A 22,914-nucleotide genomic window follows, 5' to 3' on the forward strand; every position below is an offset into this window, starting at 1 on the left:
AAACTCTGATATATAAGCAAAAATCGCCGTGCTTCTCCTTCTTTTGAAGGGACACGGCGATTTTTTTATTGAGATACAATCACACGTCTAAATCAAATCTGATTTTTGCAGCAAGCGTTTAATGATCGTAGCAGCCTCAGCTCTGGTCATATAATCGTTCGGAGCAAGAGTTGTACCGCTTTTTCCTGTTACAATGCCAGTTTGTATGACATCGGCGATGCCACTTTGTGCCCAACTTGATACTTTTGCTGCATCTGCATATGGACTTAGTATCGTATCGATTGATTGACCAGAATTAGCTACCAATTGAGTAATCTTCATCGCTTTAGCGGTGATAACCATGGCTTCCTGGCGAGTAATCTTAGCATTTGGGTGGAAACTACCGTCCTTCAAGCCGTTAATTAAATGATACGAATAGGCGCTATTAATTGAGCCGTTATGCCAGTCAGAAGCTTTTAAGTCCAAGAAAGGAGCAGCTTCATTTTCCAGCCTAAGTCCCAATCCGCGAACGAGAATATCCACGAATTCAGCACGAGTGATATCCGAATCTGGATCGAAAGAACCCTCTCCTTTGCCATCGATGACCATGCGTGAGCCCAGATCGTTAATCGTTTCTTTCGCCCAATGATTCGCAACATCGCTAAACTCTATTGGATTCCATATGATCAAATATGTGCTATTGGTCAAACTATTTACTTTTGCATAATATTTGCCGTCAATGAGGACGATTTTGGTAGGTACATGGCGAACGGATTCGTCCGCTTCGACAACAACGCCTGTTGTAATCATTTGAGGATCAACACCGTCCGGAATTGCAATCGTGCGTTCAACATAGGCATTGAACTTGGATACGACAATCGTTTTATCTTCATATATCGCTTTGACCGTAAATTCAATCGGTGGAACGACAATCTTGAAGTTTCCCTTATCAGCTACATCCTCCGCCATTTGTGCCGTATCCGTGGTCGGTTTGGCAATTTCAATCCGCACCTTTATATCTTTCAGGGCGATCGAGTTACCGATCTGGTTGGAGATCGAACCGATGTTAATTTGTTGTGCGGGGATCGTGTACGCTGCTTGATTTGTTCTTATTTCCAGAATGGCTTGCTTACTTTCCATGTTTTGAATCATTTGCCCGTTCAGTTCGCCTATGACGATATCGGATTCGGCGTTCACCGGAATGATGACAGTCGCGCCTAGACCTTCCGCCGTGAGTTTGTCCTCCAGCTTTTTCTGGTCAACAGTTACTGTGATTACAGTTTGTCCATTCACTTTGGATGTTGTTGCCGTTCCCGCGCGTTCCACCTTACCGTTAACTAGCACATCCACGCTTGTTGACGTGGTTGGCAATGCCGGGGTGTTTGTTGGTGATTCCGGGATATTTGCTGGCGACGCTGGGACGTTTACCGGTGGTGTCGGAACGTTCACTGGCGTTACTGTGACAGCTGAGGTCAATACACTCTCTACTGCCGATCCCACAGTTGTGCCTGTCTGCGCAACTGGCGTCACTTCGAAACTAATGTACTTCCCAAGATCAGCCGCTTGTAGGGTGTAGGAGCTTGATGTTGCTCTCGAAATTGCCGTTTTGTTCGCGCCAAGCGCATTATCAGATCGGAACCACTTGAATAAGCTTACACCTTCCTCATCCGAGTTCGCATCGCTATAAGTGTAGCTTCCAGTTAAGGTTGAGCCAACCCGAGGCGTTCCCGTGATGTTCACATGGAGTGCTTGCGGTGGAGCCTGTCCGATGATAATACCCGACGTGTTTCCGACGTTGTTAAGGGTCAGATCAGCTTGGATTTCGCTATCCCTACTTATTAAAGCTCCTCCATTAGGAAGCAAGGAATTTCCTAGAGTAATACCATTGGTGGTTAGGTCAGAAGCCTGCACCACATATTTGAATGTCAGGATATTGGTACTTGTACCACCGGCATACATAGCATTGACCGTATTGCTGCCAATTGTAATTGGCAAAATGGCAGGGCTGATACGCGCCCGTATTACTTCCGAGAAATGCACCTTAAAGAGCAATTCATCACCCACATTATAGGTCTTTGCCGCAGGCACTTCTACTAAAGTAATTGTTGGAGCAGAAGCATTTAAAATCATTTTGACAAACTGGGGATAGGCAGTGTCCGACTGGCTAATATTCCCTCCATTGTCAACGATCGTTCCGTTTGTACTGTCAAGCAGCCCTACTGCGTCAATCACGACATCTCTATCCGTATCCTGAACGGTATAACGGAAAACAAGATCGGTTGGTTCCAAGCCTGATACATCAGAAACATATACAGCCTGAGCTACAGAACGGGAACCAGACATTAACGACAAGCTCGGAGTACCACTAACCCTAATTGGCTCTGTGAAGCGAAGCCTATACTCGATTTGTTCTCCTGTAACGTAATTACGATTGGTCGGAGTGGCAAAGAAATGCTGTACTTTAGGAAGGACGGCATCGACTACTACGTCAGCAAGCGCAAGCTTTTTAACGGTGATCGGCAACGGCGTCGGCCCACTTGAGTCGTCTATAGTTCCGCTGTTTAATTCAATTGTATTGCCGACTCGTATACCATTCTTAGCTTGATCCCCGCTCTGAACAGTATATGTAAAGGTAACTCTGTTCCCCACTACCTCTGCAAACGTTGCTTGACGTGCTGTCGGTGATTCTAGCGTTTCGAAGGACAAGGGGAGATAAGGCTCTCCAGTCACGTTTACCGTGACGTTCGGATCATATATGAAATCGAATTTCAAGATATCGCCTTCTCTATAGTAGCCGTCAGCAGGAATCACCGTTATGATCGAAGGTTCGCTAGTAATTACTTGTATGCCGGAACGAACTTCATCAGCTCCATAAGGAAGAAGCGGATTAATTGAATTATGTGCAGCATCCTCAATTGTGCCTCCATACAGCTTCAGTTCACTGTCGATCGTAATCCCGTCGAGATCTTGAAGTCCATCTTCTACGATATATTGAAATACAATCTGATTCGACCCATTCGAGGTATACTGATCTGCTTCCGCGCGTACTTCGGTTTCACCAATTTTGAGACTGAGATAGGGTTTACCCTTTAGGGTGTTAACGGAAATGTTTTCAGAGAATACTACAGTGAATAAGAGTGGTTCGCCTGTAGTATATGTTTTATCAGGAGGGTAACTGACGGAGACAATACTCGGAATGATCGTATCTATCTTGATACCAGTATCAAGCACGGACGTATCGCTTGGACCAAAACCGTTGCCGAGAACAACAGGCTCTGCTGTATTATTCGTTATCGAAGCGCCATTTAACTGAATAGAATCTACGACTTGAATACCGTCGGTATCATTATCGCCTGGTTGGACTGTGTATGAAAATTGTAAATACTGCGAAGGGGAGGACACAGGAGCATAAAATGCTTCCCTAACTGTTCCGTCAATATTGAGCTTCAAGTATGGCCTTCCGCCCGTTACGTTCACATTTTCAGTAAATACCACAGTGAAGTCAAGCTTCTCTCCGGCTTTATACGTTTTGACCACAGGCAAGTTGAGTCCCGTAATCGTTGGTGAAGCTGCATGAGCATGAATCACGCCAAGCGATGTCGTTAAAAGCAAAAACACTAGCAGTGCTGCGGTCATCTTTTTCAGTGCCATGATGGTGCCTCCTAGTTATTCTCAGAATTTCATCCAGAATATATCATTATTCTGTAACAGTAAATAGAAATTTAGAAAGAGGAAATTCTTCGAGAAGATTCATCTAACTCCATATCAATCAACCCACACATGTTTGGGGAAGAAAACGGTGTCTGAATCCACCACTGTAATTTGTATCCTTGAGTCTGCTTTGTTGCACTTTGATGAGCCGTCCGGGGTGGACGGCTCTGATGTTAAAAAAGGATTACATGCACGACGTTTATTCTCAACCCCTCCTAGAAATTTGCAGGGTACATTCTGCTGTAATGATGATATTATTTGGATGATCAACTTACTTATTGCGCTCTTGTAGATTGGGGTTGAGTACATAATGAGAGAGAGTCTTAGAATGGGTTCTCGTACGATCTGGCTTTATATCGTTGCGGCCATAGTTGTGGGCTCCATTGCAGGTTATTTCGTTCTCTCTGTGCCGGATGCACCTAAGTTCCAAAGTGACGCAGGTGTTCTGGATTTAACGCAGGTTCAAGTCAGTACGAATCCACAAAAGTTAACAGGGGAGTGGGCGTTTTACTGGAAAGAGCTTTTATCGCCTGAGGATATCCGAGTTCGTTCAGAAAGGGAGGGGAACCAGAATCATTGGATCGACATTCCGAGTTCCTGGCTGGGCTATCCATTAGAGGGTCAGCAGCTGAGCGGTACAGGTTATGCAACCTTTCGCCTGGTCATCCAACTGAGCGAGCAGGATCGGAATCAGCGCCTTGCTCTGCGGCTACCTTCAATTTTTCATGCCTACAAATTATGGTTGAATGGCGAACTGTTGGCCGAAGTTGGTAAAGTGGGTCAGGACAAGAGTAGCATGACCCCGCATCTGGAAACGAAGCTACTGTTTTTTCAACCGGAAAACGATACGGTAGAACTGGTTATGCAAGTGGCTAATTTTAATCATAAGCGTGGCGGCATCACCAAGGTTATAGAATTAGGTGGCAGTAACATGTTAACGGTTAGAACCAATCTGAAAATCGCCGCAGACATGTTTATCACGGCAAGCCTGCTGGTGATTGGCATATATAATCTGCTGTTGTTCATGCTGCGACGCAAGGACAAGGCTCCGTTGTATTTTGGTCTATTCACCGTGTTGTTCGGTATTCGCTCTTTGCTAGGTGGAGAGATCATGATTACACAGTGGTTTCCTCATTTTCCATGGGAGTTACAGTTCAAGATCGAGTATCTGATTCTCTGCGTTAGCGGTTATATCATCACCATGTATTTTGATTGCATTTTTCCGCAATATGTGTCGCGATGGTTTCGTTTGAGCACCCGAATCGTAACTGGCGCATTCTGTATCCTTGTTGTGGTAACTCCTGCACTGATATATACAAAATTATTGCTGGCGATCGGTGTAATGGTAGTTTTACATATGGTCTATCTGATGGTCGGGCTGGTTCAAGCAGCTATGCGGCGTATGGAGGGAGCATTGATCTTTCTCTTGGTGTCGATGGTAACTTTGGTCACGGTTGTAAATGATTTTTTATATTACAGCGGATGGTCGGTGATCGGAAATACAGCCCCGCTTGGCTTATTGATTTTCACGTTCGCACAGATGATTTTACTCTCTTCGAGATTTACGAAGACAGCAACGAATGAGGAGAGAATCGCACGTGAATTGCAGAACGCGAACGACAAGCTAGTTGAAATGAATATGAATTTGGAACGAACCGTGCAGGAACGCACGCAGGCTTTATCTACAGCTCATGATGATCTCCGCACTTCGTATGACCGGTTACTTCACTCCGAGCAAGGAAGGAAGAAGCTACTTGCCTATATCACGCATGATCTGCGTATGCCGTTGTCCAGCATGCTTGGGTATGTGGAAGCTGTGCAGGATAGGGTCAAGCCAGAGCGTAATGAACAATATCTGAAATATATCCGGGAGAACACGATAAGGATTAACCGTATGATTGAGGAGTTATCCTTCTTATCACATTTGGAGACCGGACAAGTCTCGTACCGAATGGAGCTGGTTCCGATCATTCCATTCTTGCTTCATTTCTATGAACAATACGAGCTGGTAGTGCGTGATGCAGGATTGGATTTTATAATAGATATCGGAGATGCGGAAGATCGATCCCCTAACTTACCTATTGTCGAAATAGATGCAAAAAGAGTAGAACAGGCCTTATTTAATCTCGTATCGAACGCCATGAAGTTCACCTCCAGAGGAGGGCTGGTTCGAATTGCACTAGCTGTGAACGAGGTGAATCAGGCTGGGCAGGCGATCATTAGCATACAGGATTCTGGAATAGGTATCCCTCCAGATCAGCTTGAGCAAATTTTCGAACGTAATTATAGATATGATCAACCGGGGTTGGATAAGGGAACAGAGGGTAGTGGACTGGGGCTAGCCATTTGCAGAGAAATCATACTCGGACAAGGTGGAACAGTTCGAGCGGAGAGTGACGGTAAGATGGGAGCGACATTCTATGTAACGCTTCCTTGTATTGAGAGTGAAGGAAGGGGATGATAGGATGGACACCTACAAAATAATGATCGTCGATGATGATCCCCATATATGCGAGATTGTTCAGGTATATTGCGACAGGGAGGGGTTTATCTCCACCTTCAGTCATAGCGGGACGGAAGCGATGAAGCTGCTTACATCGTTCGAGCCGGATTTGATTGTGTTGGATATCTTGCTGGCTAATGAGAACGGTATTGATTGGTGCAGAAATGCGCGTAATTTTACGAGTGCGCCAATCGTGTTTCTGAGCAGTCAGGAGGAAGACGAAGTTAAAATTAGCGCATTAACTTATGGTGGCGACGATTATGTGACCAAGCCGTTCAGTCCAGGAGTACTCATGGCCAAGATCAAGGCGCATCTTCGTAGAGTGTCGTCGGGCAGAAGGGAACAACTGCTAGAATTACCGGGTTTGACCCTGGATTTCTATACACAGTCTGTCAACATAGGGGGAAAAGCGGTCTTTTTGTCCAAAAAAGAATTCAGTCTGCTATCCTACATGGCACAAAACGTAAATCGTGTCATCAGTGTGGATACATTGTTTCAAATCATCTGGGGCATGGAAAGTCTGGAGGATACGAGAACAGTTGCTGTACACATTAGTAATTTACGCAAAAAAATAGAGATTGACCCTGCAGATCCTGAGCGGATCATTACGGTTCGAGGGAGCGGATACATGCTGGTTGCTAAAAGTGCACCACAAGCATGAGATTAGTGATAAGGTTCGTAAAGAAAGATAGTAAAGGTAGATTCCATTGAAAAATAGCGGCGTAAGGGAGGCACATCCCTACGCCGCTATTTTTTTATATCTAGGACGTGTCTTATAGCTCCGAAAAGGAGGAGACTTTGCCCTAATTTTCGTCTGCTATCATCCTTTACTAGAAGGAACGAAATCCCCTTGTCATCATTGTTCAAATGTCCTACTACCCCAACGTTTCGCTCATCCTGATCGAACTTAAAGTTTTCTTTGTAATTCACTAGCGCTCCTATCTTGCATGATAAAATACGGATGAAAAAACGACATGATTTGACTGCATCGGTGACATGATTCGACAGATACGAAAGGTGGGTGAACGATTTCAAGCTGTAGAGTTAGCAGTTTCTTGGAAACCATGCTGACTTGATTAGAGGCACTCACTCAACAAAATATCCAATAATTTCCGCATTTCTTGCGTTTTCAAGCGAAATTAGAGATACCGAACCTTGAAGTAGGCGTAGGCTCTTCAGTCCGGACGTTTGAGCTCATATTGTTGTTGATGAAGCCTTCGTCTAATTAAAAAGATTAATAGGTTAATCAAAAGCCCGCTTTTGATTACAAAGGATGCCTGGGAGTATCTCATCGTTTTAGAATTTTAGCCGGTTGTTTTTTAGTCTGATCTATACATAGAAGGGATGAATGAAAGTGAACAAAGTAACAAGACAGGGGTGGAAGGTGAGCCGACAAATCCTGATGTGGATGCTGGTGATCAGCTTACTAGTGTCTGCTGTGCCCGTATTTCCGGCGCAGTCTGCAGCAGCGGCTGAACTGCCGATGCAGCAGACAACAGTAACTAAAACCAGTGGATTCCAGGATGTGAGTCCGACAGACTGGTTCTATGATGCGGTCGTCCATGTGCAGGAGAAGGGAATATTTAGTGGGACAGATGCAAGCACCTTCTCGCCTAAAGGGACAATGACGCGTGCCATGTATGTGACAGCTCTCGGAAGAATGGCGGGCGTAGACGTCAGCCAGTATTCTACGTCGAGCTTCGCCGATGTACAGGCGGGCAGTTGGTATGGGCCGTACGTCGAGTGGGCAGTTAAGCAAGGGATTACCGACGGTACGGGCGGAGGTAAATATTCGCCAAATACCACAGTATCCCGGGAGCAGATGGCAACGATGACGTTGCGGTATTTCGAAAGCGAACAGATTCCTTATCAGACTGAGAATCTTGTCACGACAAAACCTGGCGATCTTGCATCTGTTTCACCTTGGGCGACTGATTCGGTCATCAAGCTGTGGCAAGCCGGGGTGTTCACCGGAGACCAAAAGGGTAACTTTAATCCACGTGCACAAGCAACTCGTGCGGAAGCTGCGGTTCTTTTTATGCGCAACAATGCGGTTGTAGAGGCGTGGAAACAGCAGAATCCAACGCCGGCGACGCCAGCACCCGAACCAACGCCGACGGTGACACCAACACCAGCACCAGGAACAACGCCAACGGTGACGCCAACGCCAACACCTGGCGGCGGTAATAATGGTGGAGGAACACCTGGAGACAACGGAGGTAGCGGTAACACAGGTAGTGAGACGTACACACTTACGTTCGAGAGCAATGGAGGTACAGCGATCGGCGCGCAAAAGGTACGGAAAGGCCAAGTGCTTAATAACCCGCCTGCCCCGACGAAAGAAGGGTATGTCTTCCAAGGGTGGTTTACGGATAGTAATTTCTCACTCATCTTTGCGAGCGGCAGTACCTTGACTGCGGATACGAAGCTGTATGCAAAGTATACGGATAGTGTGAATAATGCCGTACAAAGTACCCCTAGCTATGCTGTGCTGGATGTGGCGCCAAACTTCACCGTCACGGTGCAGGATGCATCGAGCAGCCTGACAGTGTCTGAGGTCAAAGCGGGTATGACGTTCACAGACACGGCAAATCCCGACTTCGAAGGGGTTACGGTCACTGGAGGGAACGGGAACTTTACCGTAGCATCTGCCGCTGAAGATGGCAAATTCGTCGAAGGCAATACGTATCAACTGACGTTAACCGATGACAGGCTGTCTTTCCAAGGACAGGACGCAACGACAAGTATCTATGTGTTTAGCATCGCCAAGCAAGAGGCGCTAGACATTCCGCTTAATCCGGGTATGATCTATCTTCCGTTTACGGATGTCACGGATATGATTTTGAATGGCGATGCTGTGGGCTCACCATCGATACCGGTAGTGAGCACAACGGTAGGTGGTAGCGAGGATGCCCTTGCCGAGGCGAATGCGAGTAGTGGAACGTTCCAGTACACCGGCAGCACCGTGATACAAGTTGGCGATACCGTAGCCATCTATCAAGGCGTTCGCCCCGATCTGCGCACATTAGAAACTACTGGTGAAGACGATGGCGATGTGGCCTATGTTCAGATCACGTCGGTAGACGGAAGTACCTATACCTACGATCACGCGGATGCCAAGCAGGTGTTCTTCAAGCCGGATGTGCTGCCGGTGAGTGTGGAAGCAGACACGGATGGAGATCCCAATAACAACTCCATCACGGTTGAGCACACGGTGATGAACTACAGTGACAGCCTGTACGAGCCCTTCGGTTTGGATGAGCTGACCACGGTTGATGTGGGTGACTTTATCGGTTTCTATGAAGGTGAATTCGACCAAGAAGGTTCTAAGGTAACCAATTATGGACGTATTACGTCGATTACGCCTATGGCGGAGAAGGACGTCATTACGTATACCGATGCTACTCTCGAAGACATCGAGAATGCCTTCAACATCTATCAGAAACAAGCGATTGATGGCGACGATTTGTTGTCGGAAGAGCAAATCGAGGAACTCGAAGAGCAAATCGAGCAGCAAGCGAGAGACAGCGGATTTGTCAATCAAGCCGCAGATTATCTGTCTGATATCGCTATGGAGACGAAGGAGATTCAGGAGATTAAGGCTCAGTCCTTCCTTGCGTCCTCCAGCGATGAAGGTCGAGTAAGTGTGGAGAATCTGACCGTTGTTGCTTCACTCGGTACGAAGCTGAAGAACATTAACGGCCGATCCTCCGGTGTGAGCGCTACGCTGCAAGTGGGCGCGGATATTGTTGTTGAGGTCAGTGAGGATAGCAGTTTGGTCATCCATATGACCGGCACATTCGTTCAAGAGATGAGCCTGGATCTTGGCATTAACGGTGATATGCAAGGGCATTGGCTGAAAAAGTGGGGTATCCCTTACTGGTATAGCATCGATGATTATGTGATCACTGCGAATTTGGATGCTCATAGTTATACCGGAATGAACATCAAGGCAGAGATCGGGCTCGTCGAACCCGATGAACTGGAAGATGCGCTGACAGACTGGCTGGATGCGCAGACCTCGGGCAAATTGAGTCAGGTGCGGAACATTGCGACAGAGCTTGAAGCGATTATGGCGGGGGTACAAGATACTGCCGTGGACGCGGAGACTCTGAAAGAACAGTATCAAGAGATGTTAGAGCAAGAGACGGAGTGGGTTTCGTTAATCAAGAAGGAACTCTTTGAAAAGAGTGTGCGCGTGGCTTATGGAATTGTGGAAGTCAAATTTGAAGCGGAGTTTGTGGTTAGCGCCCAGGTGAACCTGACGGTCGGAGCAGATTTCTACTATAAGATGGCTAAGCGTTACTCGGTGACCTTGCGCGTGCTGAGTTTTAGTGGCTCAAGTAATACGGTCAGTCTGCCGGGAGATGGCGATTACCAGTTTACCTTCTATGTCATGGGAACGATCGGATTGCGAGCCGGTATTCATATGGAAGTCAAAGCGGGAATTGGTAGCGTCAAGTTAAATAGCATCGGACTTGCTGTAGAGCCCGGCGTGTATGTGAATTTGTGGGGCTACTTCTATTATCAGTTGAAAAATTTGAGTGGGGTGAAGACCACGAAGTCTCTAGGTGCCCTGTTCGTTGAGATTGGCATTTATCTAGAGGTAGCAGTCGGTGCCCAGTTGGGTGATGGAGCCCTCTCGGCTGGCAAAGAGCTGGTCGATGAAGAGTGGCCGCTCTATACGATTGGGAAACCGGATAACGTCTATGACTTCGCCTATCCGCAGGATGAATCACTTGAATTTACCTTAGCGGGCTCTGCGTCATCCATCGCTGTGCCGGAGTTGTGGCACACGATGAGTACGTTTGATTTGACGACAGGCGACACGGATACTCAGGTGTATGATCTTTCGAGGTTCGATATCCAGGTGGACAATCCGAATTTCAAGGTTAACGAGGCTGACGGGAAGATCAAAGTGGTAGACACCAGTCGTCCAGTAAGTAAGGGCAGTTTGGTCATTACTTGGAAGGGGGCTCCGCTCTCATTCACGTCTGATCCGCTTAAGCGCACCATTCCGTTGACGTGGCGCGTCACAGCGGGTGAATACATTTTCCAGTTACACCCAAGCAACGGTGGGGTGACTCAGGTACTTCCTTTTGTTTATAATGCAGCGGTTAATGTACCTACTCCGGTCTATCCGGGCTATACATTTGATGGATGGTATACGGCAGCTACAGGGGGAACAAAGGTAACGATTCCAAGCCGTATGCCTAAGGATGATTACGAGCTGTACGCGCATTGGAAGGTAAACCATAATACGCCGTATACAGTGGAGCATTATTTGATAGACCCGGATACAAGGAAGGCGACCTCGACTACACCTGCGTATACAGAACGGTTAACCGGAACGACCGATACGGAGATTCGCATCAATTCTGACCGATTCAAGAGCCAAGGTTATGCGAATGGAGAATCCGTCGGACGAATCATCAAAGGTAACGGATCGACGGTTGTAAGAATCGAGTATTATCCGGCGAGTCATACCATCGCATTCAATCTAGGCTATCCAGGCGCTCCGCGCAGCACGATAACCGAACCGGCAGGCAGAAATATTGCGGGTCGCATCCCGATGCCGACAAGAACGGGGTATACTTTTGTCGGCTGGTCACCGGAGGTGCCAAGCACCATGCCGACTTCGGACACCGAGTACACTGCTATATGGGCTGCCAAAGAAGATACGCCTTACCAAGTCGTATACTTGAAACAAAATATGGCGAGTGACACCTATACGGTGGCCGATACGGAAACGTATCGCGGAGCTACCGATACAGAAGCTAATCTGACGAATATAACCCCCAGATCCTATGATGGGTTTACATTCGATGAAAATGTTCCGGGAACGGTGTTAACAAGCCAAATAACGGGCAATGGAAAAACAGTGTTGAAACTGTACTACAAGCGCGATGCCCATACCTTGACGGTCGATTACAACGGTTCCGGTCAGGCGACCAAAGTTATTGAAGTTCCGTTTGGTGCTACGACGCAGCTATATCTGGGTACACCAATCTGGCAGGGACATGTCTTCGCGGGTTGGTCACCGACTCCTCCGACGACCATGCCTGAGGAAAGTATGACGTTCACCGCGCAATGGACCACGAACGCTTACACGGTGAACTTCAACAGTAATGGCGGAGCGGAAGAAGTGGAGAGCCAGACGGTGGGGTACGGCAACTTGGTTAGCACACCGATTGAACCGACGAATGCAGGCTATGTATTTGGCGGTTGGTATACTAGCAGCGATCTGACAACTCTCTACGACTTTACGGCACCGGTAACGGGTGATCTTACGTTGTACGCGAAGTGGCTGTTACGCTATACGGTGAGCTTCGAGAGTAACGAAGGCTCAGTAGTCACGAGCCAAACGGTGAATGAAGGATCTAAAGCTGAAGCTCCGGTCGCTCCGGAGCGCGAAGGTTATGTTTTCAGTGGTTGGTACAGCGACATAGAGCTGATCACCCCGTACGACTTCACAACAGCAGTAGTGACGACGGATATTACGTTGTACGCGAAGTGGGCGGTGTATGTGCCGAATACCTACACGGTGACATTTGAAAGTAATGGCGGGTCGATCGTAGATGCCAAAACGGTGAACGAAGGTGCTGTGGCTTCCGCTCCTGGCGTTCCTATCCGGGAAGGCTACACCTTCAGTGGTTGGTACAGCGATATAGACTTGACGACGGCTTATGGTTTTACAGCAGGAGTTATGGAAGATATAACGCTCTACGCGAAGTGGACGAAGAACAGTTATACGGTAAGCTTTAGCAGCAACGGTGGATCATTGGTGAACAGCCAGTCCGTGAGTGACGGCGAGATGGCTACGGAACCTGCTGCCCCAATACGTGACGGGTATGTGTTCGGCGGTTGGTACAGTGACATCGGTCTGAACGAAGCTTATGACTTCACGACATCGGTGACGGCGAGCCGCACGTTGTACGCCAAATGGACAGTAATCTATACAGTAACCTTTGAGAGCAACGAAGGTTCGAGCGTAGATGCTCAGACCGTAGAATATGACGGACAAGCTATAGCTCCTGCCGTTCCGACAAAGGACGGATATATATTCAGCGGTTGGTACAGTGATGCAGGTCTGAATGAAGCGTACAGTTTCGCGACCCCGGTGACGGATAACCTGACGTTATATGCCAAGTGGACATCCAACAAACTCACGGTGAGTTTCGATAGCAACGGTGGTTCGGATGTGGAGGATCAAGTCGTGAGTCCTGGTGGACATGCAACAACACCTCCTGATCCGATGTGGGAAGGGTATGTGTTCGCAGGCTGGTACAGCGATCTCGGAGGAACGATAGCCTACGATTTCCAAACGGCAGTGACAACCAGCCTTACCCTGTATGCAAAATGGACGGTAACACCGTGGTTAAACGTAGCTACTTTGCCACGAGCGACAGGAACGTATCAAGTTTTAACCGACAGCCAGGGCACGATTTACGCTTCCTATAATCTACCTGATGCTTATCAGGGTGGCCTTGGTGGTTATAGTTATGCTGATCATCTATACATGGACAAATACGAGGGAGGCGAGTGGAAAAATATCTACCAAGGCACGGAGAAGAATTTGCTTACGAGGTTTGCCTTGGACAATCAGGACACTCTTTACCAGACTTCTTCCAGCGGTGAAGGTGTATATTTGCAGAGATATAACGGAAGTACCTGGGAAGATATAGCCCGTAATGGATCTCTTCGGGGAGAAGGATCAGACATTGCGTTTGACCAAGATAATGTTCCTTACCTGGTGTATAACAATTCAGACAATCAGATGCAAGTGGTGAAATACGAAGGGAATCAGTGGGTGGCTGTAACCGGTGGAGAAGAACTTGGTGGGAAGACGAGCAGTGCAGTCATCAAATTCGACCAAAACAATATCCCATATGTGTTGAACGCGGTGGAAACTTCTAACGGCACTACTATGGATGTAGCTGTTCTCAAATACAACAATGGAGCTTGGGAGCGTATCGGTGACTTTGGTCGGGTGTATATAGAACCTGGATCTATTCGACGAGTCAAATTGGAACTCGACTCAGATGGTATGCCTTATGTGCTGTATTCCGCTCCTTACACAGCTGCTTCCCCTTGGGTTCTGATGAGATACAAAGGCACGGACTGGGAAAAGGTTGGCGAGTTCAATCCTTCAATGAGAAGACTTTCGTATATAGACCTCTTCATTGACAAGTACGATGTTCCTTATGTTGCTTATGAAGATTCGGCACAGGGTCAACGGGCAACCATCATGAAATACGAGGGCGAGTGGGTCGCCGTAGACAAACCTGGTTTCTCCTCAACTGAAGTTCATGATATACAAATCACGAAAGGCAAAGACGGTAATCTTTATGTGATGTATAAAGAGGGAGTTGCTAAAGTTAATCAGCTCTCACCTAACTGGACTAAAATATATATACTGAAGCATAAGATTGAATAATGTAGACTTTTAATAACATACAGCAGAAGAAAGAGCTGTCCTAAAGCCATACACATGGCTTGGACAGCTCTTTTTTGCATTACAAGATAAGGGGCATAACATCAAATATGAGTCGAATCTAGATTAAGTCTGGCTGTGTTATACTTTAGTTGATTTCCGTTAGTGGAAATGGCTCCTAGACTGTTCTAAGATGTCCAAACGGACAATTTCGCTCTAAAGCGCTTGTTACCTACTCTGGATTACTGCGTATAAGAGGAGAACTTTATTTTTTCAAATGCAGGAGGTGTCCCGTGGCATTTATTCAACTGAAATGTCCGAATTGCAATGGTAAGATAGAGCCTAAAGGGAAACAGCTGTTCAAATGTCCGTTCTGTGAGACGGAACTGCTGCTCCAGGAAAATAACGTATACCATGTAGATCAATCCGTCCACCATTATCACGGGACAGCTGTTCCAACCAGACCTATCAGGTCAAAACCAAAACGGAACGGCTTGCTAGCGGGTTTGCTGGTTCTTGCCCTTTCCGTCTATTTTATATGGATTTTCGCCAATCAGGGGAGTGGAGGAGAGGTAAGCCAATCTCATGTTGTACGAACAGAGCCTGAAAGCGAGGTGCTGCAACTCTTCTTGAGAGACATCTTTGATAAGACGGAGACTGCGCCGTCGTCAGAGGAACTTGCTAGCATCCGTTCTTTATCCGTGGAGAAAGTGGATGACCGATGGCGGTTCAGGTACAGCTTCGACGATCCGTTCACCAACGAGCAGCCAGAATGGAAAGAATATGTCGTGACAGATAAAGTGCTGAATACCCAGCGAATGGAGCAGAAGGACTTCGAAGCGTTTTCGGGTCTGACGGGGTTGGACTTAAATGGGGAGTATGAAATAACCCAGACGAGAGACATGAGCTTCAGTCATATGAAGAATTTGAAAAGTTATTCGTCTGCCTTCAACGAATCGTTCCATGTATTCGCCTCTTATTTCGGCGATAAGAGCCGCATTCAGCAATTAACGACTCAGATACGCAGCAATGACGAAATGGCACAATTGCTTGCATTTTCTAATCTACAGAATTTAAGCATTACATACGTGGATGAATCGGTTACTGATTTTCAATTACTGCAGCAGCTACCACTACGTTCACTTGCGATTACAACAATAGATGATCTGGGCTGGTTGTCCACGCTTCCTTCTCTGGAATCATTAAGCATTGGCACAAGTGAAGCGACTGACTTCAGCAGTCTGTATGCCCTCAGCCAGATGCGAGAGTTAACGTTTGACAACGTGCGGAATTTGAGAACGCTCGATTTTGTAGCCAGCATGCCTAAATTGCATACTCTGGATGTAAATCAGGTCAGCCTTGTTAGTCTTGAACCATTGCGGAATAAAGCGTCACTCAGCAGGCTGAGGCTTGCGGATGCAGGAGCACAGGAGACACTGCAAGTAATCAACAGCCTGAGCTCGTTGTCTACGCTTGCGGTTTCTGGTTACTACAGCACGGCGCCAGAGCTTAATCTTCCCCGCGTAACGGAATTGGTGCTGCCTTCCTCATTCGTGCCGCTCCTTCATGCACCCGCGGTTCGTCAATTAACCGTTAATCTGAACAGCGGGGGAATCAGTGGCGGTGATGTGATACGGTTCCAGCAGCTGTCGGAGCTTTCATTGCTGGAATCAGGTAGCTTTACTCAGGTAAAGGCTTTGAATCAGCTGCCGAAATTGCAAGTATTGAACGCCAGCGAGACATCCTTTTACGGGGAGACGCGGGAACTGTTTCAACTATCGAATCTTACAGCACTTGAATGTTTGGAGTGCACATTCCAGCTGGAGGGGGAGACCCCTTTTGATAACGGCGTACTGGAGCAGTTGAATTTAAATAACTCGTATTTCTCTCTCGATAACAATCATGTTGACGATTTGGAACGGATAACACCCTACTTGACAGGGTTAACAGGAATACGTTCCTTTACTCTACAGGACAGTTCCATCCAAACGCTTGATTTCGTAAAACGCTGGAAACAGCTGGAGATACTACACGTAGAAAATAATGCGATATCCAATCTCAGCCCGCTAAGCGCGCTTACCTCTTTAAGAAAGGTCTACATCACTGGTAATCCAGTTCAGAACAAGACGATTTTGGGGGACGGGATTGCTGTCTATTAGGCTATGTTAGGCTGTGCAAGTCACTTGAAGTTTAGTTTTATGCGTTTATGTAGAAACCCGGACTGGCATGGAAGCCTGATCCGGGTTTTTGTCTGTTAGCAAGACTCTCTGTCCCATCAATCCATTGAAACATGCACAACTGCACTATATAACACTTTGTTGAGAATTGGGTGGTATGTCATTTGATGCTGAACTTGCTTCAATACGGTAACTCCTTTTTAACACAAGGATGCAAGATGTCTCTATTTTTGTGTTTTACAGTTTATGTTTAAGATTCAAGAAGCAATGGCTAAAGTTATGGATATTGGGGAGAAGATCCTGATGAAAGAAATCAAATTTTTGATGTATGATGGGGATGAGAAAGTAGAATTCTTGTGAAGACGAGATGATATGGGCCGATCAAAAGGTTATTATGGGAAGTGTTAGATGTGGACAGAACATCGATTTCCCGTCATTTGAAGAGCATTTTTGATACTGGGAGCTCGATGAAAAAGTGGTATATGCAGAAATTGCACATACCACTCAATATGGTGCACTCAACATGGCGCTATCATTCTGCATCAGCACAAGCTAACTTCAACAAATGTTTGTTTGATCGGAGGTTAAACTATGGCTTTGGAAAACAAGTTAGGTATTACCGATTCTGCGGAGCTTGCTCGTGTGGAAGAAAAACTCAGTAAGAAAAAAGCGATTGAAATATTCGAGACGGGTTTGCTGGATACGTTAGAAATCGGAACATTTAAGGCATTATCCCATATTCACATGTGTTTGTTTGAAGAAATATATGATTTTGCCGAAAAAGTACGTGAGGTTAACATAGCCAAGGGTGGCCTTCGATTCGCACCTGTGATGTACCTTGAAGCTGCGCTTGAGAATGTCTCCAAAATGCCGCAATCCACCTTCGAGGAAATCATCGAAAAGTATGTTGAGATGAATGTGGCTCATCCTTTTCGAGAGGGAAATGGGAGAAGTGCAAGAATATGGCTTGATTGCATCTTGAAAAAGGAAATCAGGCAAGTTATCAATTGGAGTAAGGTTGATAAAGAAGACTATCTGCTTGCGATGGAGAGAAGTCCTATTAAAGATGTCGAGATCAAGGTTCTACTTCAAGCAGCACTTACGGATCAGATCAATGACCGTGAGATTTATATGAAAGGCATCGATGCGAGTTACCATTACGAGGGTTATTACGTGTATAAGACAGAAGATCTCTATAACGAACAGTAAATGGAGCAATAGCATATCTATCAAGCATTGGGAGCTATATCTGGTTGGAAATTATATTCTGCATGTTGCAGAAGGTACCATTAGCCAAATCTAATTGATAAGTATTAGATTGAAAAAGAGTATTATCACAAAACAGAGGAAACCCGGATTGAGTAGATCAATCCGGGTTTTGCTGTTCCCATCGACTTAGCTATGTCCCATCAATCCATTGCAAAATGCACAACGGCACTATATAACATTTTGTTGAGAATTGGGTGGTAGGTCACTTGATGCTGAACTTGCTTCACCCGTAGCATCAGCGCTTTGTTCATTCCGATTCGGTCTTCAATCGTTCGCTCTAGTTCATTGAAGTCATAAGCCTGCAAGCATTCGACTTTGTCTTTGATCATATCCAGTGAAATTTCCATATATCGTTCAGGCCTCCTCCAAATCTTAATTTGCAGGTTAAGAGCCTGCCGAGCTTCATTGTAGAGCAGCTTCTCCAGTTCGACAAGAGTAAAGACACAAAAAATGAACGACGAAATGTAGTAGTTTGGAACCACTTTATCGCTGAGAATGAAAAGAGTCTAACGAGACGAAGCTACCCGCCCGATAAATATATAAATCAACATTGAATGTAAGCATTGACTCACAGCCGCTAGCCTTTAGCTTGAACTGAAAAGGAGGTTAACAGCCAATGATTCGTGTCATGTTAATTGACGATGAAGAAGATGCGCTGAATTTGCTTGAAATATTGCTTGGCCAAGTTGGGAATGTCGAAGTTGCCGGAAGGTATCTCAATCCCATCCAAGCAATTGATGCTCTAAACCAAACAATGGTAGATGCAGTGTTTTTAGATATACAGATGCCGGGTATGAAAGGAACTGAAGCTGCGCGTCGCATCAGAAATATCTCTCCTGAGCTACCCATTATTTTTACGACAGCCTATGCAGAGTATGCGCTGGAAGCGTTCGAGATCGATTCTACGGATTATTTGCTGAAGCCTTTTACGGCAGGCAGATTACAGAATACCGTTGCACGAATAACCAAAAACCTTTACAAAGAAGCAGACCCAGTGCAGCCCAATCAGGCTCCTGTTTCGTCGGTTCACTCTCTCGGAGGGTTTCACATCATATCACCACTTGAGATGGGTACAGAAGTGGTTTGGAAAACAAAAAAAGAGCGAGAACTCTGCGCATTTCTGATTCATCATGAAGGCAAGCGCGTGAATGCTGGTGTCATTATTGAGGCGTTGTGGCCGGGGTATGACCTCGACAAAGCCAAATCTTATTTGTACACTTGTCTTTCTTATCTTCGGAGAAGCCTGACGGACCAGGGTATCCCTATCCATATTCGCAAAGGAAATCAGGGTTTCTCTGCTGAACTGAACGATATTACAATAGATGTCTCTCCGTTCGAGACGCTGCTGAACCATATATTGGACGAAGAGAATATGCAAGAGAAGCATTACAATCAGATGAACGAGATGTACACCGGCGAATATATGGATGGTTGCAATTTTGACTGGGCGATTGCCAGACAGTTGGAGATCAAATCATTGTATGTTCGTGTTCTTCGTAAATGGAATAGGTATTACCGTAGCCAAGAAAAGCTCTCACTTGCAGCGGATAGTTTACAGCGGCTACTCATGCTACATCCTGATTCAGAGATTGACGGTCGCGCGCTCATCAGACTTCATCTGGAGCTAGGTAACCGAAACGAGGCGTACCGTGTAGGCTTGCAGTTGGAACAGGCTGTACGCGTTCAGCTTGGCACAGAATTAGAGGAGGAAACTATGTTATTGGTTCGACAAACGATGGAAAGACAGAGTGCGCAGCCGAATGAGTCGTAAAATCATTGCTGCGCTTATTACAATAGCGATGCTGTTCGCCACTTATGGGTTATTGCTGACATATTTCACAGTAAATAAAAAAACGATGCCCATTGCAACCAATGGAACGATGGACTTGACCAATTGGGCATTTGAAGAGAATGGTGTCGTTCGGTTGGATGGGCAATGGGAGTTTTATCCCCATCGACTGCTCTTCAGCCACCCACTTGATGCAGAGAACTTGGGAGATCAGCCATCTTCATTCACTCAAGTACCTGGTTATTGGGCCAAGCAGATGGATACGTTGGGTGTAGCTACATACCGGTTGAGAGTTCTAATAGATGATGACAGTGTTGTATATGGGATCAAAACGGCAGCCGTTCTGATCTCTAATAGGCTTATCGTCAATGGTCAAGTCGCAGGCTCCAGCGGAGATCCTGATTTGGAAGATGATTATCGGGCACTCAATAAGCCTTATGTTAGCTATTTCACACTAAAACAGGGTTGGAACGACATTCTTGTGGAGGTTGCCAATCACGAATTTCGCGTTGCAAGTGGTATTGGTGAATCGATTCAATTGGGTAAGGCTGATCAGATCTCCAGAATTCGGGATCTCGCGACTGCACATGACTGGGTGGTATTGACCTCTTTTCTGATCATGGGACTTTATTTTATCGGCTTATTCTCTCAGCGGCGGAACGATCTTTCGCTTGTCGTATTTGGACTCGTCTGTTTGTTTATTGCGGCGTTTACAAGTGTCAGCGGCGAGAGAGTATTGTTTGATGTGATTGGGTCATTCCCATTCTGGCTTTATTTCCGGATTCAAATGGTAGTAACAGTAGGGGTAGGCGTAGGATTTTTCCTGTATGTGTATACCGCTTTCCGTCCCTACAGCCACAAGTGGCTTACTAAAGGCGGCTTAGTTACAGGGACATTTTTACTCCTCTTACATCTAGGCTTCGCTACGCAGATTACAACAGGACTGCTACGTCTTGTAACGTCACTCTATGTCACGATAGCTTTGCTGTATGCAACCTATGTATTTGTCCATGCAGTTCTGCATAAGGTAGCTGGCAGTTGGTATCTTGCCGTGGCGGCTATGGCGTTAAACGCTCTGATCTTAAATCAGAACTTGAACGTATATTTCGGAGTGCCTATCTATTCGTTGGCGCCAGTAGAACCATTCCTTGTGCTCCTTATGCTTGCGCTATTGATGTCGCTTCGCTTTTCCAATGCTTTTCAGCGGATTGAGGAGCTTTCTGAGCAATTGCTGGAGGCAGACAAACACAAGGACGATTTCCTTGCGCGTACCTCGCATGAATTCAAAACACCTCTGCACGGCGTGATGAACATATCGCGATCTATGCTTGATGATGTTGCCAATCCGGTTACAGCTGGGCAGCGTGAAAAGCTACAATTAATGATTGAGGTCACCCGAAAACTGTCTCAGCTCGTCTATGACATTCTGGACTTGTCCAAACTGAAACAGGGAGAATTCAGGATTGTTCTTGCACCAGTGGATGTGCGTTCTGTGGTGGAAATGCAGATCCGTTTCTACGCCTATCTCTGTACAGAGAAGGACATTCAACTCATCAATCAGGTTCCGGTTGACTTGCCTCTCGCGCAAGCTGACGAAAATCGGATAAGCCAAGTCATCAGTAATTTGCTCGATAACGCGATCAAGCACACGGAGCATGGAACGATCGTTGTCACCGGGAAAGAACACGGAGGGTTGCTCCACTTCGAAGTTAGGGATACAGGAGCAGGCATTGATCCGGATGATCTGCCGCATATTTACGAGCCGTTCAAGTCTACGGAGGAAATTCGAAAACATAGCTTCGGGCTTGGATTGCCAATTGCGAAGCAACTGATCGATCTGCAAGGAGGTGAGCTTGCCGTGATGTCTACGTTGGGGGTGGGTACAACCTTTACGTTTACACTGCCGGTGGCATCACAACATAGCGATCCTTGGGTTCCTTCATCTACATCTTATGCTCATCCCTTGGAGAAGGAATATTCATTCTCAACGCCTTACATTATGAATGCCGAAGGCCAGCGAACGGTTCTAATTGTTGATGATCAGTATGTGAATCTAAAGGTGTTGCTAGATGCGTTGCAATCGCTCAATTATCGTGTTATCGCGGTCAAAGATGGATACGAAGCGCTCGAACAGATCGATCAGCCGGGTAGAATTGATCTGGTCATTCTTGATCTCATGATGCCTGGTATGTCTGGATATGAAGTCTGTCTTGAAATTCGCAAGCGGTATTCACTGCTGGACTTGCCTGTGCTCATGGTAACAGCAGCGCTGCAACCGCAGGATAAGGTGGCGGCATTTCAGGTGGGAGCCAATGATTATTTGCCTAAACCGTTTGATCTGGAAGAACTAAAAGCCCGAATTGGAAGTCTGCTTGCCATGAAAGAGTCGCTGGGACGGGCTGTTCATATGGAGGTAGCGTTCCTTCAATCACAGATTAAACCACACTTTCTATATAATGTTCTCAATAGTATCGTCTCTTCGAGTTATACAGACGTGGAGCGTGCAAGGAACATGATCGTTGCGCTGGCAGATTATTTACGTGGAAGCTTCAGGTTCAGCAATACAGATGAACGTATCGAATTTGATGAGGAATTCCAGCTGATTCAAACGTATGTGGAGATTGAGCAAGCAAGGTTCGGGGATCGGATCTGCTTCAAATATGATATTCCCGAAGATGCTTATCGCTCGAAGATGCCGCCGCTGCTCTTGCAGCCGTTGGTTGAAAATGCCATTCGCCATGGTATAGGAGCTCGAATTGAAGGCGGAACGGTAGAATTAAAAGCAGAAAGAGCCGAAGGTGGTTGGTTATTCACTGTAACGGATGATGGAGTTGGCATTTCTCCTGAACGAATAAATCTGCTACTGGAACAAAACGAATCGAATGGTGAGCACGGCGTAGGCTTGCGGAATATCAACAAGCGACTGAGATTTGAATACGGGACTTCACTGGAGCTCGCGAGTGAGCCAGGACGTGGAACGAGTGTTGCCTTTCGTATTCCGGATATACAGCCTTAATGGAAAAATAGTTTATAACAATGGGTTCCATCGCAT

The 22,914-nt window shown here is 46.3% G+C and carries 9 protein-coding genes; 7 read left to right on the forward strand and 2 right to left on the reverse strand.

Going from position 1 to position 22,914, the window contains the following annotated elements; translation table 11 throughout:
* Window positions 1–87: 87 nt before the first annotated feature.
* On the reverse strand, window positions 88–3,630 hold the full coding sequence (locus tag M3636_RS21900) for an S-layer homology domain-containing protein (protein ID WP_251384007.1): 3,543 nt from the start codon (window positions 3,628–3,630) through the stop codon (window positions 88–90).
* Between the two features lie 370 nt (window positions 3,631–4,000).
* Between M3636_RS21900 and M3636_RS21905 the strand changes: the two genes are divergently transcribed.
* From M3636_RS21905 to fic, 5 genes are all read left to right on the forward strand, one after another.
* Window positions 4,001–6,151, forward strand: a complete 2,151-nt coding sequence (locus tag M3636_RS21905; protein ID WP_251384008.1) for a sensor histidine kinase — start codon at window positions 4,001–4,003, stop codon at window positions 6,149–6,151.
* Window positions 6,152–6,155: 4 nt separating this feature from the next.
* Window positions 6,156–6,854 (forward strand): response regulator transcription factor, encoded by a 699-nt coding sequence (locus M3636_RS21910; protein ID WP_251384009.1) that lies wholly within the window; start codon window positions 6,156–6,158, stop codon window positions 6,852–6,854.
* A gap of 693 nt (window positions 6,855–7,547) precedes the next feature.
* The gene (locus M3636_RS29980; RefSeq protein ID WP_483311537.1) at window positions 7,548–14,630 is read left to right on the forward strand and encodes an InlB B-repeat-containing protein; all 7,083 of its coding nucleotides are present in this window, start codon (window positions 7,548–7,550) and stop codon (window positions 14,628–14,630) included.
* 290 nt (window positions 14,631–14,920) lie between these two features.
* On the forward strand, window positions 14,921–16,786 hold the full coding sequence (locus M3636_RS21930) for a leucine-rich repeat domain-containing protein (RefSeq protein WP_251384010.1): 1,866 nt from the start codon (window positions 14,921–14,923) through the stop codon (window positions 16,784–16,786).
* Window positions 16,787–17,395: 609 nt separating this feature from the next.
* Window positions 17,396–18,013, forward strand: a complete 618-nt coding sequence (gene fic, locus M3636_RS21935; RefSeq protein WP_251384011.1) for a protein adenylyltransferase Fic — start codon at window positions 17,396–17,398, stop codon at window positions 18,011–18,013.
* Between the two features lie 200 nt (window positions 18,014–18,213).
* Here fic and M3636_RS21940 read toward each other — a convergent pair whose 3' ends face one another.
* A complete protein-coding gene (locus M3636_RS21940; protein ID WP_251384012.1) occupies window positions 18,214–18,420 on the reverse strand; it encodes a DUF2536 family protein in 207 nt (68 codons plus the stop codon).
* A gap of 269 nt (window positions 18,421–18,689) precedes the next feature.
* On the opposite strand from M3636_RS21940, the gene M3636_RS21945 reads away from it, so the two are divergent.
* Both M3636_RS21945 and M3636_RS21950 read left to right on the forward strand, forming a co-directional pair.
* Window positions 18,690–19,844: a response regulator gene (locus M3636_RS21945; RefSeq protein ID WP_251384013.1), complete on the forward strand. Its 1,155-nt coding sequence runs from the start codon at window positions 18,690–18,692 to the stop codon at window positions 19,842–19,844.
* Window positions 19,834–22,878: a sensor histidine kinase gene (locus M3636_RS21950; RefSeq protein ID WP_251384014.1), complete on the forward strand. Its 3,045-nt coding sequence runs from the start codon at window positions 19,834–19,836 to the stop codon at window positions 22,876–22,878. Before M3636_RS21945 ends, M3636_RS21950 begins: the two co-directional genes overlap by 11 nt.
* The last annotated feature ends 36 nt before the right edge of the window (window positions 22,879–22,914 follow it).

It is taken from the genome of Paenibacillus sp. MER 99-2 (genome assembly GCF_023714095.1).
Lineage (GTDB): Bacteria > Bacillota > Bacilli > Paenibacillales > Paenibacillaceae > Paenibacillus.